At 55.8% G+C, this 16,032-nt stretch carries 14 protein-coding genes; 13 read left to right on the forward strand and 1 reads right to left on the reverse strand.

Annotated elements, in window-relative coordinates; genetic code table 11:
• Window positions 1-393: 393 nt before the first annotated feature.
• A protein-coding gene (locus ACOZ42_RS06955) for an IS3 family transposase (protein ID WP_411762154.1) occupies window positions 394-1,481 on the forward strand; the annotation gives its coding sequence in 2 pieces (ribosomal slippage) (window positions 394-646 and window positions 646-1,481; 1,089 coding nt in all).
• A 151-nt stretch (window positions 1,482-1,632) separates the two neighbouring features.
• Here ACOZ42_RS06955 and ACOZ42_RS06960 read toward each other — a convergent pair.
• On the reverse strand, window positions 1,633-2,544 hold the full coding sequence (locus tag ACOZ42_RS06960) for a LysR family transcriptional regulator (RefSeq protein WP_003801333.1): 912 nt from the start codon (window positions 2,542-2,544) through the stop codon (window positions 1,633-1,635).
• Window positions 2,545-2,655: 111 nt separating this feature from the next.
• Between ACOZ42_RS06960 and metE the strand changes: the two genes are divergently transcribed.
• The 12 genes from metE to hisI all read left to right on the forward strand — a co-directional run bounded on the left by metE (window position 2,656) and on the right by hisI (window position 15,908).
• Entirely contained in the window at window positions 2,656-4,947 is a 2,292-nt protein-coding gene (gene metE, locus ACOZ42_RS06965) for a 5-methyltetrahydropteroyltriglutamate--homocysteine S-methyltransferase (RefSeq protein WP_426345730.1), read from the forward strand.
• A 252-nt stretch (window positions 4,948-5,199) separates the two neighbouring features.
• On the forward strand, window positions 5,200-6,177 hold the full coding sequence (locus tag ACOZ42_RS06970; RefSeq protein ID WP_131071634.1) for a DUF1852 domain-containing protein: 978 nt from the start codon (window positions 5,200-5,202) through the stop codon (window positions 6,175-6,177).
• Window positions 6,178-6,206: 29 nt separating this feature from the next.
• Complete coding sequence (locus tag ACOZ42_RS06975) at window positions 6,207-7,235, forward strand: methionine synthase (protein ID WP_426345731.1); 1,029 nt, start codon at window positions 6,207-6,209, stop codon at window positions 7,233-7,235.
• 539 nt (window positions 7,236-7,774) lie between these two features.
• Entirely contained in the window at window positions 7,775-8,422 is a 648-nt protein-coding gene (locus ACOZ42_RS06980; RefSeq protein ID WP_059317735.1) for a TetR/AcrR family transcriptional regulator, read from the forward strand.
• A gap of 19 nt (window positions 8,423-8,441) precedes the next feature.
• On the forward strand, window positions 8,442-10,154 hold the full coding sequence (locus tag ACOZ42_RS06985; protein ID WP_426345732.1) for an acyl-CoA dehydrogenase family protein: 1,713 nt from the start codon (window positions 8,442-8,444) through the stop codon (window positions 10,152-10,154).
• A gap of 290 nt (window positions 10,155-10,444) precedes the next feature.
• Window positions 10,445-11,662, forward strand: a complete 1,218-nt coding sequence (gene zigA, locus ACOZ42_RS06990; RefSeq protein ID WP_059317940.1) for a zinc metallochaperone GTPase ZigA — start codon at window positions 10,445-10,447, stop codon at window positions 11,660-11,662.
• Between the two features lie 63 nt (window positions 11,663-11,725).
• Entirely contained in the window at window positions 11,726-12,667 is a 942-nt protein-coding gene (gene folE2 / locus ACOZ42_RS06995) for a GTP cyclohydrolase FolE2 (RefSeq protein ID WP_336579591.1), read from the forward strand.
• 130 nt (window positions 12,668-12,797) lie between these two features.
• A complete protein-coding gene (gene yidD / locus ACOZ42_RS07000) occupies window positions 12,798-13,073 on the forward strand; it encodes a membrane protein insertion efficiency factor YidD (protein WP_336579590.1) in 276 nt (91 codons plus the stop codon).
• Entirely contained in the window at window positions 12,970-13,527 is a 558-nt protein-coding gene (locus tag ACOZ42_RS07005; RefSeq protein ID WP_336579589.1) for a SufE family protein, read from the forward strand. The genes yidD and ACOZ42_RS07005 overlap by 104 nt, the downstream gene beginning before the upstream one ends.
• On the forward strand, window positions 13,524-14,918 hold the full coding sequence (locus ACOZ42_RS07010) for a dihydroorotase (RefSeq protein WP_336579588.1): 1,395 nt from the start codon (window positions 13,524-13,526) through the stop codon (window positions 14,916-14,918). The genes ACOZ42_RS07005 and ACOZ42_RS07010 overlap by 4 nt, the downstream gene beginning before the upstream one ends.
• A 25-nt stretch (window positions 14,919-14,943) precedes the next feature.
• The gene (gene fur, locus ACOZ42_RS07015; RefSeq protein ID WP_426345733.1) at window positions 14,944-15,396 is read left to right on the forward strand and encodes a ferric iron uptake transcriptional regulator; all 453 of its coding nucleotides are present in this window, start codon (window positions 14,944-14,946) and stop codon (window positions 15,394-15,396) included.
• A complete protein-coding gene (gene hisI / locus ACOZ42_RS07020; protein WP_003801308.1) occupies window positions 15,393-15,908 on the forward strand; it encodes a phosphoribosyl-AMP cyclohydrolase in 516 nt (171 codons plus the stop codon). Before fur ends, hisI begins: the two co-directional genes overlap by 4 nt.
• Window positions 15,909-16,032 lie beyond the last annotated feature (124 nt).

The following is a 16,032-nucleotide window of genomic DNA, read 5'->3' on the forward strand; positions in this document are numbered from 1 at the left end:
TCGAGTGGGAATGCCCCCGCGTCTGGCAGTACCGTGCTCCTGATGGCATAAAACCTGATAAGCCCGCATTACTGCGGGCTTATTTACATTCATCCGCTTTTGCAAATGGAACCCGACTCTTTCCGTTGCATATTAAGCCTATGTACGTTGATGGCTCTCGCCGACGAGTTCAGGCTTGCCACCACGTCCTTGTTAGTGATGTAGTTGTTTTCCGGCCTTGCTTGGGCCAATCCCGGCGCGCATCGTCGGTGTCCCACGGTGGAGCAGCCTCAGTAGGCATGGCCTGTGGATTGGGCGCAAAGGGTGCAGTGAAACGCGCTTGATGGCATGGTAATCCCCCCACAAAAGCGATGCAGTCAGAAGTAGAATTTTCTCATTGAGGAGTTCTACAACATGAAGCGATCAAGATTCACAGATAGCCAGATCATAGAGGCCATCAAGCGAGTGGAGTCTGGCTTGGCGGTGCCGGAGCTATGCCGGGAGCTGGGCATCAGCTCAGCGACGTTCTACAAGTGGCGCTCGAAGTACGGCGGCATGGACGTGTCGCTGATGGCGCGCATGAAGGAGCTGGAAGCCGAGAATGCGCGGCTACGCAAGATGTATGTCGAGGAGAAGCTCAAGGCCGAGATTGTGACGGAGGCACTCGAAAAAAAGTGGTAAAGCCATCTCGTCGCCGCGAGATGGCCCAACGTGCCGTACAAGACCGAGGCCTATCCGTGCGTTTGGCCTGCGCGGCGTTTGGTATCAGTCAGACCTGCTATCGGTATGTCGCCAAGACCGACGTCGAGAACGAGGAGATCGCCCATTGGTTGCTGCGTCTGACCGACAACCATCGCAGCTGGGGCTTTGGACTATGTTTCCTGTACCTGCGCAATGTGCGAGGATTTGGCTGGAACCACAAGCGTGTATATCGGATCTACCGCGAGCTTGAACTGAACCTGCGGATCAAACCCCGAAAACGTCTGGTTAGGCAGGCTCCTGAGCGGTTAACGATACCGTCGCATATCAACCAGGTCTGGTCGATGGACTTCATGCACGATCAACTTGCGGACGGGCGCAGCATCCGCGTACTCAACGTAATCGACGATTTCAACCGCGAGGCGTTGGGTATCGAAGTGGACTTCTCGCTGCCCTCTGAACGGGTGATCCGCACACTAAAGCAGATCATCGGATGGCGAGGCAAGCCTTCAGCCATTCGCTGTGATAACGGTCCGGAGTACCTGAGCACAGCCATCGTAGAATGGGCGGGCGCATGGGACATCAAGCTCGAATACATCCAGCCGGGCAAGCCGCAACAAAACGCCTACGTTGAGCGGTTCAACAGAACCGTTCGATACGAATGGTTGTCCCAGTATCACTGGGACGATCTGGATCACGTTCAGCGCGTCGCCACGCAGTGGATGTGGTCATACAATCATGAGCGCCCAAATATGGCCTTGGGCGGAGTTACCCCAAAACAGCGGTTGGCCATGGCCGCATAGCATGCCTACTTCTGGCAATTGCTAAAAATGGGGGGATTACCGCATTTTCAGTCTATGGGGCGCGATGGTATACGCGTATCTTCCTTACTTCGTCAGCATCATGGCTTCATGATTCAGACAAGGGGATATTAAAGCGTCTGTAAGTGGCGCTTTACTTCTTGTTCTGCTCTTGTCCTCCGGGCCCAAACCCCCGCGCCAGCTCCATAAAGGCCTGCAGGTAGTCAATTACGGCCTCCGTCTCCCGCATCCCCAGGTAAATTTGTTTGGCGATGCCTTGTTTGCCCAACCTGACCGGTACCACGTCCAGCTTTTCGGCATACTCCTCCACCAGCCATCGCGGTAGCGCCGCCACTCCACGGCCGCTGGCTACCATCTGCATCATGATGTCGGTTGTTTCAATCGTTTTGTGCCGTCTGGGGGCGATGCCGGCGGGCAGCAGAAACTGGTTGTAGATGTCCAGCCGGTCTATGTCCACCGGGTAGGAAATCAGCACTTCCCGGTCTATGTCCTGAGGTTTGGCATAGTCTGCGGTAGCCAGGCGATGTTCGGTATTAACCACCAGCACCTGCTCGTAATCGAACACGGGCTCGAACTTCAAACCTGGCTTGTAGAGCGGGTCCGGTGTGACCAACAGATCAATCTCGTAGCCAAACAACGCGCCAATCCCGCCGAACTGGAATTTCTGCTTCACATCGACGTCCACGTCTGGCCAGGCGTTCAGATAGGGGGAGACGATCTTCAGCAGCCACTGATAGCAGGGGTGGCATTCCATACCGATACGTAGCGATCCGCGCTCTCCCTGAGCAAACTGACCCAGGCGCTCTTCGGCCAGGTCCAACTGAGGCAGCACGCGATTGGCGACCGCCAGCAGGTACTGGCCTGCCTGCGTCAACTGCAGGCTGCGGCCCTCGCGGCGCCAGATTTCAGTGCCTAATTGTTGTTCCAGTTTTCTCATGGTGTGGCTGAGGGCCGACTGAGTGACGTGCAGCACATTGGCAGCGGCGGTCAGGGAGCCTTGCTTGTCGACTTGCTGTACGACGGACAGGTGGATGCGCTCTAACATGTTACGTGAAGAATTTTCATGAATTGGTGAGATAAGACCATTTTACTTCATTGAACCGGCTTCCTACAATGCAAGTCATTCTTTGTTCACCCCGTCCTTTGAGAGCAGCACATGACGACGATTCATAATCTTGGCTTTCCGCGCATTGGCGCCAAACGTGAACTGAAGTTCGCTTTGGAATCCTATTGGAAGGGTGAGTCTTCGCGTGAGGATCTTCAGGCCTTGGGCGCGCAGTTGCGTCAGCGTCACTGGGAGAATCAGGCGGGGCTGGATCTGGTGCCTGTAGGGGATTTTTCTTTTTACGATCAGGTTCTCGATACCAGCTTTCTGCTGGGCAATCTGCCCGAACGTGTGCAAGGTTTTCAGGGTGATGAGCTGGATAATTATTTTCGTGTCGCGCGAGGCCGGTCCGCTCAAGGGGCGGAGGAGCATAGCGCCTGCTGCGGCGGAGTGGCAGCTGGTGAGATGACCAAGTGGTTTGATACGAACTACCACTACATCGTTCCCGAATTCAAGGCCGACACCCAATTTACGCTGCACGCTTCACGTTTACTGGAGCAGTTGGCACAAGCCCAGGAGCAGGGCGTTCACGCCAAGCCGGTGATTATTGGGCCCCTTACTTATTTAGCATTGGGTAAAGCCAAGGATGAGTCCAACAAGCTGGCATTACTGGATCGGCTCTTGCCGGTGTATGTGCAGTTGTTGGAAGCCCTGGCTGAGGCGGGTGCGGACTGGGTTCAGATTGACGAGCCTATTCTGGTCACCGAGCTGGATGACGAGTGGCAGCAAGCCTTCAAAAAGACGTATGAGCAATTCAAACCTGTTGGCGTCAAGCTGCTGGTCGCAACGTATTTTGGACAACTGCTGGAAAACACTGCCTTGGCAGCCGGTCTGCCGGTGGCGGGTTTGCATGTGGATGCGATCAACGATCGGGATGGTGTGGATGCGTTGCTCACACTCCTTGCTAAGGACAAGGTACTGTCTTTGGGCGTGATCAATGGCCGCAATATCTGGAAAACGGATTTGACGGCCACGCTGGACTGGGTGGAGCCTATCGCACGCCAACGAGGAGATCGTGTGTGGTTGGCCCCTTCCTGCTCATTGCTGCATGTGCCAGTGGATCTGGAAAGCGAGCAGAACCTGGATGCGGATGTGAAATCCTGGTTGGCCTTTGCTCTGCAAAAGTTGGACGAGTTGCGCATTCTGGGCCAAGCCCTGGCTCATGGGCGTGAGGCTGTCAAGGCAGAATTGGCCGAGAATCTGGCGGCTCTGACAGCGCGTCGTCAGTCTCCCCGTGTCCATAATCCAGCGGTGAAGGCGGCTGTTGCTGGGCTTAGCGCCGAGCAGGGCAAGCGCAAGAGCGAGTATGCGCAACGGGCCGCCAAACAGGCGCAGTTTCTGAATCTGCCGGCGTTTCCCACGACGACGATCGGCTCCTTCCCCCAAACGACAGACATTCGCCGTGCCCGTAGTGAGTTCAAAGCCGGCCGTCTGGATGAAAACAGCTATCAGGCCGCCATGCGTGCCGAGATTGAGCGCAGCGTGCGTGAGCAGGAGAAGCTGGGTCTGGACGTTCTGGTGCATGGCGAGGCCGAGCGCAACGACATGGTTGAGTATTTTGGAGAACAGTTGGAGGGCTACGCATTCAGCCAGTTCGGCTGGGTGCAGTCCTACGGGTCGCGCTGCGTGAAGCCTCCCATCTTGTTTGGGGATATCAGCCGTCCCCATGCCATGACGGTGGAGTGGATTACGTACGCTCAGTCGCTCACTCAGAAGCCGATGAAGGGCATGTTGACAGGGCCGGTGACGATTTTGAACTGGTCTTTTGTGCGGGACGATCAGCCCCGTGCGGAGTCTTGCCGGCAGTTGGCGTTGGCCATACGCGAAGAAGTGCTGGACCTGGAGAAGGCCGGCGTGCGTGTAATCCAGATTGATGAGGCTGCCTTGCGTGAGGGTTTGCCCTTGCGTCAATCGCAATGGCAGCGCTATCTGGACTGGGCCGTCGAGTGCTTCCGTATCGCTGCCAATGGGGTGAGTGATGCGACGCAGATCCACACTCACATGTGTTATTCGGAGTTCAACGACATTATTTCCTCGATCGCGCACATGGATGCCGACGTAATCACGATTGAAACCAGCCGCTCGGACATGGAATTGCTCGATGCCTTTGAGCACTTCCAGTACCCCAATCAGATCGGACCCGGTGTGTACGACATTCATTCGCCCAACATCCCCAGCGAGCAGCACATCGTGAATTTGATGAAGAAAGCCGCTGAGCGTGTGCCCGCAGACCGTCTGTGGGTGAACCCGGATTGTGGGCTTAAAACCCGTCAGTGGGCAGAGGTGATTCCGGCCTTGAGCAATATGGTGGCCGCCGCGAAAACCTTGCGGGCAAGTGTCTGATCGGTTCAAGGATCGAGTTTGGCAAACAGTCCTGGCCAGATGCTGGGACTTTCTATATAAGCCAGAGCGCAGACTACTTGCCTGGCAGCGACGCCAGGCAGAGAACTTCTCCTGGTTTGGCGCGCCAGGGCTTTGCGTTGAGCCTTTGCCTGTCAATCCGTGCAGCAACAAAATAAAAAGCCTGCTCTGCTCAATTCCATTTTGTTGGCAAGCAGATCAGCTTCCATATCAGAAATTAGGGTCCAAAAGAAAATGAACCAAGAATTTGCGTTTAGCATCCGTAGTATTCGTTTCGATGAAAACTATCGTCCGGCAGACAGCACACGTCTGACGACTAACTTTGCCAATTTGGCGCGAGGTGAGAGTCGCCAGCAGAATCTGCGCAATACGCTGGCCATGATTAACAATCGCTTCAATAATTTGGCTCATTGGGATAATCCGGCGGGCGATCGTTATGCTCTTGAGTTGGATATTGTCTCTGTAGATATTGATATTGAGGGAAATGGTTCCACCTTCCCAACAATTGAAATTCTGAAAACGACCATCGTTGACCATAAAGAGAACAAACGTATTGATGGTATCGTTGGCAATAATTTTTCCTCTTATGTGCGCGATTATGATTTCAGCGTGGTTCTGATGGAGCACAACAAGAACAAAAATGGCTTTAGTGCCCCGGAGGGGTTTGGGGATCTGCATGGCAAGTTGTTCCAGTCTTTTGTCAATTCCAGGCTGTACCAGGAAAACTTCAACAAATCGCCCGTGATTTGTTTGAGCGTGTCCAGCAGCAAGGTGTACCACCGCACCGGCAATCAGCATCCTGTATTGGGATTTGAGTATCAACAAAACGAGTTTTCGCCTACGGATGCGTATTTTGCAAAAATGGGTTTGAAGGTTCGTTACTTTATGCCTCCCAATAGCCTTGCTCCGTTTGCTTTTTATTTTCGGGGCGATTTGCTGAATGATTATACGAGTCTGGAATTGATCAGTACGATCAGCACGATGGAAACATTCCAGAAAATCTATCGCCCCGAGATTTATAATGCCAACTCGGCGGCGGGAATGCGTTACCAACCTAGTTTGAAAAATCCTGATCACTCGGTAACGCAAATTGTGTACGACCGCGAGGAGCGCAGCCGATTGGCGGTTGAGCAAGGCCGGTTTACAGAAGAGAGCTTTATCAAGCCCTATAAAGCCATTCTTGATCAATGGGCGGCGAATTACGCGCGTTGATTTATCAAAAACAACAAGGTTATTTATTTATGAAAAAGTTGCTACCCACCTCCACCGCAGGCAGTCTGCCTAAACCTTCCTGGCTGGCCGAGCCTGAAAAGCTGTGGTCGCCTTGGCGACTGGAGGGCGAGGATTTGATCGAAGGCAAGAAAGACGCCCTGCGATTGTCTTTGCAAGAGCAGTTGCACGCTGGCATTGATTTGATTAGCGATGGCGAGCAGACGCGACAGCATTTTGTGACCACGTTCATTGAGCACCTGGACGGGGTCGATTTTGAGAAACGCGAGACCGTGCGTATTCGCGACCGGTACGATGCCAGCGTTCCTACGGTGGTGGGGGCAGTGACCCGTCCCAAGTCCGTGTTTGTGGAGGATGCGAAATTCTTGCGTCAGCAAACCTCGCAGCCGATCAAATGGGCCCTGCCAGGTCCTATGACCATGATCGATACGTTATACGACAACCATTACAAAAGCCGTGAAAAGCTGGCCTGGGAATTTGCCAAAATCCTGAACCAGGAAGCCAAAGAGCTGGAAGCCGCAGGCGTGGGTATCATCCAGTTTGACGAGCCCGCTTTCAACGTGTTCTTTGACGAAGTCAACGATTGGGGTATTGCTACTCTGGAACGTGCCATCGAAGGTCTGAAGTGCGAAACCGCCGTGCATATTTGCTACGGCTACGGCATCAAGGCCAACACGGACTGGAAGAAAACCCTGGGCTCGGAATGGCGTCAGTACGAAGAGTCATTCCCAAAGCTGCAGCAATCCAAGATCGATATCATTTCCCTGGAATGCCAGAACTCCCGTGTGCCTATGGATTTGATTGAACTGATCCGTGGCAAGAAAGTGATGGTGGGCGCCATTGACGTGGCCACCAACGTGATTGAAACCGCTGACGAAGTGGCCAACACACTGCGCAAAGCACTGAAGTTTGTGGACGCTGACAAGCTGTATCCCTCCACCAACTGCGGTATGGCACCTTTGCCACGCGCAGTGGCACGCGGCAAGCTGCACGCCCTGAGCGCCGGCGCTGAGATCGTTCGTAAGGAACTGTCGGCCTGATGGCTTTGATGCCTGAACGCTAGCCTGTTCAGGCTGCCCTCAGCAAACGATCAAGATGGTGTTGCCATCGCTGTTGCTGGGGGCATTTTTTTGTTTGGGTGTGCAGGAGTGCTGCAGATCTTTGCCGGGCGGAGCCTGGGCCTTGTTTCGTAAAAGCCCCAGGTTTTAAAGCCTGGGGGCATGAAAAAGGAGAGGTGTGGAAAGGGGCTGAACCCTGAATAAGCTCAATCCCCAAACGCCAAACACCAAACACCAAACACCAAACACCAAACGCCACGAGCCAAACGGCCCACCTGCGTCCACACTCATCCTCGAACTTCCATAGCGCAAGCCCCAACAGTCAACTTCAAGACTTCGCTCTTGGGTCCCAGCTCCCCGATCTCAGGTTCCCCATCCCAGACCTCAAGTCATCAATGCGCCTACCTAGCCTACCATGCTTGTAGGCGAGTTTTTTGCGACCACTGGATAAAGAAATTCTTGTTCACCACAAAGAAATGAATTAGGATTCACTCATATTATGAATCAGGATTCACTTCTTTATGGCGTACCGACAAACTCCCGCTGTTCAAGCCCGCTTGCATGACAATCGGAGCCGTATCCTGGAAGCGGCCCGCAGTCTGGTCAGTGAGGGTGGCTGGCAGGAAGCCCAGGTGGCCAGTGTGGCGGCCGCGGCGGGCATGGCGACCGGGACGGTCTACCGTTACTTCCCCTCCAAGGCAGAGCTGTTTGCAGAGGTCCTGTCGCAGGTGTCCCAGCGTGAGGTGGACGTACTCACGGATATCGCCCAGGCGGATGGCTCTTGCATGCTGCGCCTGCAGGCCGCAGTCGCCACGTTTGTGAAACGTGCCATGCGCAATCCTCGCCTGGCCTATGCCTTGATTGCCGAGCCTTGCGACAAGGAAATTGACGCGGCTCGTCTGGTGTATCGCGCCGCAATCAGTCAGGTTGTTCACGCCCTGGTCTCCCAAGGTCAGGACGCGGGGGAAATGCGTCAGGATGTGCAGCCCGATATTGCGGCGACCGTCATTGTGGGCGGTTTCATGGAAGGTCTGATTGGCCCGCTTTCTCCCTTAAGCCGTCAGCAGCACGATGGCACGGACAGTTACCAGCGCCAAGTGGCCGCGCTGGCTGACCAGATTGCCCAGATGGCGTGTGCCAGCGTGGCTGTCCTTTCTGCCACACCCTAGAAAAAACTCGGAGACAAACATGAATCAGCTGCTTTCCCCCAGTGTTTTGACTGCGTCCGAGGATCGTTACAGCACGCATCAGGTTTTGAATCAGGCTTTGCCTGCCAGCGGGTTCAATGCTTTTACGGGTGATCGGGTGCTGGTTGACGCCATCGGTCGTGAAGCTCCCTGGGCCGCGTCGCGTTGTCAGGCGTTGGGGGCGGTAGCTGGGGATGAAAATGTGCAGGAACTGGCTCACTTGGCGAACCGCCATATCCCCGAGCTTAAAACGCATGATCGATTTGGCAACCGGATTGATTGGCTGGAATTTCACCCCAGCTGGCATGAGTTGATGGGCCTGGCCTGGCAGCACGAGGTGCCCAATTTAAGCTGGCGTACCCAAGAGAAAAACGGCCATTTCGCCCGCGCTGTCTTGTCTTATTTGTGGAATCAGGTGGAGCACGGTACGGGCTGCCCGACCGGCATGGCTTATGCGGCTTATGCTGGTTTCGAGGCCGAGCCTGCCTTGGCGATCTGGGCGGATAAGCTCAAAGGGACGCGCTATGAATATAGTCGTCGCGAAGTGGGGGACAAGCCCTCGGTGGTGATTGGTTATGCGATGACGGAAAAGCAGGGCGGCTCGGACCTGCGTGAGACACAGACGACCGCGCGCTTTTCCCACAGTGCGGATTATCACGGTGCTACGGCGCAGTGGTATGAGCTGACAGGGCATAAATGGTTTTGTTCGGTGCCGCAGTCCGATGGCTTTTTTACGCTGGCTAAAGTCAATGGCGCTGTTACGTGCTTCTTCTTGCCCCGTACCTTGCCGGATGGCAGCTACAACCGCTTTTTTGTGCAGCGCTTGAAGGACAAGGCGGGGAATCGATCCAACGCGTCCAGTGAAGTGGAGTATGCCGGCACGCTGGCGATTCGGGTGGGGGAGGAAGGGCGCGGTATTCGGGAAATCCTGTCGCACTCGCATCTGACGCGTCTGGACTTTGCGATTGGCTCGGCGGGTTTGATGCGGCAGGCGCTGACCTTGGCTCTGCGTCACACGACATCACGCAAGGCTTTTGGAACCTCTATTGCCGACCGCCCCATGATGCGCAATGTGCTGGCGGATATGGCGGTCGAGGTGGAAGCGGCAACTTTGATGGCTTTGCGAGTGGCCAAGGCGACGGATCTGATGCAAAGCAGCGAACATGAACGACTGCTGGCTCGGGTAGCGACTCCTGCGGCCAAATACTTTAATTGCTCACGCGCGCCCTCCATCGCGAATGAAGCCTTGCAGTGTCATGGTGGGAACGGGTTTATCGAAGAGAACCCCATGGCCCGCGTGTATCGAGAGGCACCCTTGAACAGCGTGTGGGAAGGCACGGCCAATATGATGTGTATGGATGTGCGGCGCGCCATGATCAGGGATCCGCGCACGGTGGAGGCGGTTTTTGATGAACTCAAACCCTTGGCCGGGCAAGACAAGCGCTTCGATGCGTTGGTGCAGCACACTGAGCGTCTGGTGAGAGCGGCGATCGAGGACGAGTTTCTGGCCCGCCCCATGACTGAAGCCGTCGCCCGCGTCTCGCAGGCAGCCGAGCTGCTGCGCTATAGCTCTCAAGAGGTGGCGGATGTGTTTTTAAGTACGCGCAGCGGCGGGGATGTGGGGTCTTGGGGAGCGCATTACGGCACCTTGGAAATGGCAACGTCCTCCTCAATCGCGCAGAAAATTGTGCGCAGGGCGATGGTCACAGATTGATCTTTGCTGTTTGCAAAGTCTGGAGTGAGCGGGGGCTATCTGGATCAAGTCTTGGATAGCCCTTGTTGCTTGAACCGGGTGGCTTTGCAGGCGAGGCGGCCACCTGACACCTGATTCCCGCTTCCCGTGACGTGGGGCTGGGAGAATCAGGTTGTCCGTTCTAGTCTTCCAGCCCTCCTTGCAAGAGGGTTTTTTCTTGGCTAAATATTGTTATGTTATAACATATCAAAATTGGCAAAATCCTGTGCAAGGAACCGCCCATTGATGCTCAAGGATGAAGAGAAATGACGATGAACCCTAATAACACGCCGGTCGATCCCGCGGCCCGCATTCCCGTAACGGTTTTGTCCGGCTTTCTGGGTGCGGGCAAGACGACTTTGCTGAACCACATCCTGAACAATCGTGAAGGCCGCCGCGTGGCCGTCATCGTGAACGATATGAGCGAGGTCAATATAGATGCGGCTCTGGTTCGTGACGGTGGTGCCGAGCTATCGCGCACGGATGAAAAGCTGGTGGAAATGAGCAATGGCTGTATTTGCTGCACCTTGCGCGAGGACTTGTTGCTGGAGGTTGATCGTTTGGCCAAGGAGGGGCGTTTTGATCAGTTGCTCATTGAATCCACTGGCATTTCAGAGCCGCTGCCCGTGGCTGAGACCTTCACCTTTGAAGGCGAGGATGGCCGTTGCCTGGGCGAAGTCGCTCGCCTCGATACCATGGTCACGGTGGTGGACGCCTTTAATTTCCTGCGCGATTACAGCTCGCAAGACAGCATTCAGTCCCGGGGTGAATCCCTGGGTGAAGAAGACGCGCGTACCGTTGTGGACCTGTTGATTGAGCAGATCGAATTCTGTGACGTGTTGGTTCTGAACAAGATTGACTTGATCAGCGAGCCAGAACGCGAGCGCCTGATGGCCATTCTGAGCAGCCTGAATCCTCGCGCACGTATTGAAATGGCCGAGTTCGGCAAGGTGCCCCTGGACCGCGTGCTCAACACCGGTCTGTTTGACTTTGAAGAAGCCTCCAGAGCCCCAGGCTGGCTGCAGGAATTGCGTGGCACTCACACTCCGGAGACACAGGAATACGGCATAGGCAGCTTTGTTTATCGCGCACGCCGTCCGTTCCATCCGCAGCGTTTTCTGGATCTGGTCGAAAGCGAATGGCCCGGCGTGGTGCGTTCCAAAGGCTTTTTCTGGTTGGCAAACTTCCCGACTTTGGCGGGTTCCTGGTCACAGGCGGGCGCGGTGGCTCGCTATCACGTGGCGGGTTACTGGTGGGCTGCCATGCCGCCCGAACGCTGGCCGCAAGACCCCGAAGCGGTAGCCCTGATCAAGGAAAAATGGGATGAGCGAGTCGGGGACGCGCGGCAGGAGCTGGTGCTGATTGGCATGGAGATGGACGAGGCTGCATTGCGCGCTCGTTTCGATGCCTGCCTGTTAAGCGATGAAGAAATGGCCAGCGGTCCCAGCACCTGGACAACATGGACAAATCCGTTTTCAGACTGGCCTTGATGGAATTGAGGTCTTGCCAAGTCTCTGTCGGCTTGGACAAGGCCTTTTGATTGGATGTTGAGTATGACTGTTGTACTTCCCGACCCGGCTCTGAACGATTCCAGCTATGGCCTGACTCCGCTGTCTTGGGTAGGTATGGAGGGAATCGATTTACCCATTACCGTGGTTGAACCGGGCTATGCGCGCCAACTTCATGCGCGTGTGGATGCCCAGGTTGATTTGCCGCTGACGCATGTGAAAGGGATACACATGTCCAGGCTGTATCGCTTGCTGAATGACCTGCCGCCCGAACAGGCCTTGTCGCCGTTGGAGCTGCGACGTCTTTTGCAAAGCATGGTGGATAGCCAGGAGGACTGCGGCACGCGCAGTGCGCGCTTGGGTTTCAGATTTGATTTATTGGTGCGACGGCCTGCCTTGGTGACGCCGGATCTGGCAGGTTGGAAGTCCTATCCCGTCGTGCTGGAAGCCAGACTTTTGGACGGTATCTTTATGTGCAAGGTGCAGGTTCAGATTGGCTATTCGTCGACCTGTCCGTGTTCGGCGGCGCTGGCTCGGCAATTGATTGAACAAGGTTTTATGCAGGCCTTTGGAAAACAGCCTGTGCTAGGTGCGGTTGAGGTTGCTGCCTGGTTGCATGAGCACGCCAGTCTGGCCACTCCGCATAGCCAGCGCAGTCAGGCTCTGGTTCAGGTCCACGTATTGGAAAATAGGGAAGACTGCGGGTTTTTAGCGCTGATTGATCGTGTCGAAGAGGCGCTGGCAACACCCTTGCAAACCGCCGTCAAGCGGGCTGACGAGCAAGCTTTTACGGCCTTGAATGGCCAGAACCTGATGTTTGTGGAGGACGCAGCGCGTCGTATAGAAGCGGCCTTGGCGGGCTATCAGAACCCTGGTATTCAGGTCCGTCATTTAGAGAGTTTGCATCCCCATGATGCGGTGGCGGTCAAAGCTCCGTTGTCGGAAGCAACGCCTTTTTCAGGACTGAACGGGGGCGTGGAGCCATGAGTGTTTTAGCCCTTGCTAATCCTTGTCAGACACTGCTGCAAGGTCAAATTTGCTTGCTACTGGAGCAGGTCAGCAAGATCACGATCAGCCTGACTGACCTGATGCTCCATTCCCGTCTTTCGGAGCGGCGATGAAAGCCTTTCTTGTCTCTGTCCTGGTCCTGCTGGTTCGGGGCTACCAACTTTTAATCAGCCCATTATTGGGGCCACGCTGCCGTTTTTATCCTACTTGTTCGCAGTATGCGATTCAGGCTTTGCGCACGCATGGCCCCTTCAAAGGAACGTGGCTGGCCGCACAACGCCTTGTCCGTTGTCATCCTTGGCATCCGGGCGGGCACGACCCGGTTCCTGCTCGTGGCGATCTGGGCAGGCAAGCGTCCAGGCAGTCAGGAGAAGGCCGTGCATAAGGGGGGCGTACCTAAAGAGTCCATCGCTCAGACTCAGCAAGCCATTGTGGACAGTTTCCAGTGCCTGGGTAACTGGATGGCGCGCTACGAATATCTGATTGATCTGGGGCGCTCCTTGCCCGACTTCCCGGACAAATGGCGTACAGAAGCGAATCGTTTGCACGGCTGTCAGGCACAGGTCTGGATGGTCTCTGAATTGCATGATCACAGGTTGTTTTTTCAGGCTCGTAGTGATTCTGCCATCGTCACCGGCTTGTTGGCTTTATTGATGAAGGTGTATTCGGGGCGTCTGCCTGAAGAAATTCTGTCCCATCCCCCCGACTTTTTACGGGCAATTGAACTGGAGCAGCACTTGTCACCGAATCGCGCCAATGGCCTGTTTCACATGATGGAGCGGATTCGTTTGATGGCACAAGATGCTCTGGGTGCAGAAGCCGCAAAGGCAAAACCATGACGCCAGCAATCCTGAAGGCCCCTCTATCCCGGTCCACAGAAACGACCAAACAGCATGATCTGCGCCATGCCGATCTGCTGCTCTGTGGCGGTACGGTAATGACCCCTAACGGTGCCGAGCACATTGACATCGCCTGTGTGCAAGGCCGGATTATGGCTCTTGGCGATTTGCAGCCCAGCTGGAGCGCAGAGTGCCTGCTGGACTTGAGCGGCCTGCATGTATTGCCAGGGGTCATCGACAGCCAGGTGCATTTTCGAGAGCCGGGGTTAGAGCACAAGGAGAATCTGGAAGCGGGGACACGGGGTGCGGTCCTGGGCGGGGTGACTGCAATTTTCGAGATGCCCAACACCCATCCCTTGACGCTGGGAGCTGCCGATCTGCACGCCAAGCTAAATGCCGCTCAAGGTCGTAGCTGGTGCGATCACGCCTTTTACATCGGTGGCTCATCCTTGAATGCCGAATCTTTGCAGGAACTGGAGCAGCTTCCAGGCTGCGCGGGCATCAAGGTCTTTATGGGTAGCTCTTTTGGCGATCTCCTGGCGGATCAGGATGAAGTCCTGATCCGCATCTTGCGTCATGGCCGCAGACGGCTGGCGGTGCATGCGGAGGATGAGGCCAGACTGCGTGAACGCCAACATATCGCTCTGGATAGTGGGGACGTGCGGCAACACCCGGTCTGGCGTGATGTCCCAAGTGCGTTGATGGCGACTCAACGCATCGTTCGCCTGGCGGCACAGGTGAATCGCCGCCTGCATGTGCTGCACGTGTCCAGCGCAGAGGAAATGCAGTTTCTGGCCGCCCACAAAGCTCGCGTGACGGTGGAAGTCACTCCTCATCACCTGAGTCTGCAGGCTCCCGACTGTTATGAGCGCTTGGGCACGTTGGCCCAAATGAATCCACCGGTGCGGGAGCAGCGTCATCAGGACGCGCTGTGGCAGGCGGTCCGAGCGGGTGTGGTAGATGTGATCGGCAGCGATCATGCGCCGCATACCTTGTCGGAGAAGTCTCAGGGCTACCCGGCCTCGCCCAGTGGCATGACAGGCGTGCAAACTCTCCTTCCCCTGATGTTGAACCATGTGCATGCGGGTCGTCTGAGCCTGCAGCGACTGGTGGATTTGACCAGTACCGGTCCTGCCCGGATTTTTGGTCTGGAAGGCAAAGGACGTATTGCCGTGGGCTTTGATGCCGACTTCAGCATTGTGGATCTGAAGGCGCGGCGTCGTATTCGCAACGACTGGATGGCCAGCGTCAGCGGCTGGTCTCCCTACGACGGCCTGCCGGTTGTGGGCTGGCCGATTCACACCATTGTGCGCGGCCATTGTGTGGTTCGTGATGAAGCCTTGGAAGGGCAAGCGCAAGGCAGGCCACTGCGTTTTCTGGATGTCCCCTAGCCGCCCATTCAGCAAGGAGTACGCCATGACGGATTCAAAAGAGCTTAAAGAGCGTGGTCTGAAGGTGACCGCAGCCCGTATCCAAATTCTTGAGATTTTCCAGACCCCCGGCATGGGTCATTTGACGGCGGACGATGTGTATCGTCAGTTGATCCGGCAAGGCAGTGAAATTGGCTTGGCCACTGTGTATCGCGTGCTGACGCAATTGCAGCAGGCAGGCCTCTTAAAGCAGGTTTATTTTGAGCCCGGCCGGGCTCTGTATGAGCGGGATGATGGCGATCACCATGATCACCTTATTTGCACGGACTGCGGTCGCGTGCAGGAGTTTCATGACGAGGTGATCGAACAGCGCCAACAAGCGATTGCTCAAGAGCGGGGCTTTCAAGTTCTGGCTCATAGCCACGTCTTGTATGGGCCTTGCCTGAATCCCGATTGCACGTATCGCCCCGGCTCCCCCCATGACAAGGAGAAAACGTGAAAACAGCAGGAAAAGAATGCGGACTGGACGACACCCCCATGGTGCAGATGCGCCCTCGAGTGTCAGTGGAACAGGTGGAAGAGGGCGAGGAGCTGGCGCCCAAATTTGACGAACAGGGCCTGATTGCCTGCATCACTACAGATGCGAAGAACGGGGAGGTCCTGATGTTGGGGTACATGAATCGGGAAGCCTTGGAAAAAACCATACAGACGGGCGAGGCCCATTACTGGAGCCGGTCGCGCCAGACGCTCTGGCATAAAGGGGCGAGTAGTGGACTGGTGCAGGCAGTAGAGGAGATGCGGATCGATGACGACCAGGATGCCGTACTGCTGCGCGTGCGGGTAGCCGGTTCAGGAGCCAGTTGCCACGTAGGCTACTACTCCTGTTTTTATCGGCAGGTACCGGTAGGAGCGGCGCACCGCAAGGGCCAGAAACTGGTGTTTATTGAGTCGACTAAGACCTTTGATCCGCAGGACGTGTATGGCGATGCGCCCAATCCTACCGTGCTTTAGCCTGCCGTTTGGGTGGACGGGGCCAGACAAGAGGCTGTCCGGTTTTCCTTGGGGAGCAGGCTAACAAAGCCGGGCGTGGTCGCCCCGCTTTGTGTTTGTCGCAGTTGCCTTGTGAACGGGCTTG

The sequence above is a fragment of the Alcaligenes sp. HNGD-HTN06 genome, assembly GCF_049932565.1.
In the GTDB taxonomy this organism is placed as follows: Bacteria; Pseudomonadota; Gammaproteobacteria; order Burkholderiales; family Burkholderiaceae_B; genus Alcaligenes; species Alcaligenes ammonioxydans.

Bases quoted from the DNA above. Each gene is read 5' to 3' on its own strand.
- ACOZ42_RS06960 (WP_003801333.1), bottom strand. From the start codon at position 2,544: ATGTTAGAGCGCATCCACCTGTCCGTCGTACAGCAAGTCGACAAGCAA.
- metE (WP_426345730.1), top strand. From the start codon at position 2,656: ATGACGACGATTCATAATCTTGGCTTTCCGCGCATTGGCGCCAAACGT.
- ACOZ42_RS06970 (WP_131071634.1), top strand. From the start codon at position 5,200: ATGAACCAAGAATTTGCGTTTAGCATCCGTAGTATTCGTTTCGATGAA.
- ACOZ42_RS06975 (WP_426345731.1), top strand. From the start codon at position 6,207: ATGAAAAAGTTGCTACCCACCTCCACCGCAGGCAGTCTGCCTAAACCT.
- ACOZ42_RS06980 (WP_059317735.1), top strand. From the start codon at position 7,775: ATGGCGTACCGACAAACTCCCGCTGTTCAAGCCCGCTTGCATGACAAT.
- ACOZ42_RS06985 (WP_426345732.1), top strand. From the start codon at position 8,442: ATGAATCAGCTGCTTTCCCCCAGTGTTTTGACTGCGTCCGAGGATCGT.
- zigA (WP_059317940.1), top strand. From the start codon at position 10,445: ATGAACCCTAATAACACGCCGGTCGATCCCGCGGCCCGCATTCCCGTA.
- folE2 (WP_336579591.1), top strand. From the start codon at position 11,726: ATGACTGTTGTACTTCCCGACCCGGCTCTGAACGATTCCAGCTATGGC.
- yidD (WP_336579590.1), top strand. From the start codon at position 12,798: ATGAAAGCCTTTCTTGTCTCTGTCCTGGTCCTGCTGGTTCGGGGCTAC.
- ACOZ42_RS07010 (WP_336579588.1), top strand. From the start codon at position 13,524: ATGACGCCAGCAATCCTGAAGGCCCCTCTATCCCGGTCCACAGAAACG.
- fur (WP_426345733.1), top strand. From the start codon at position 14,944: ATGACGGATTCAAAAGAGCTTAAAGAGCGTGGTCTGAAGGTGACCGCA.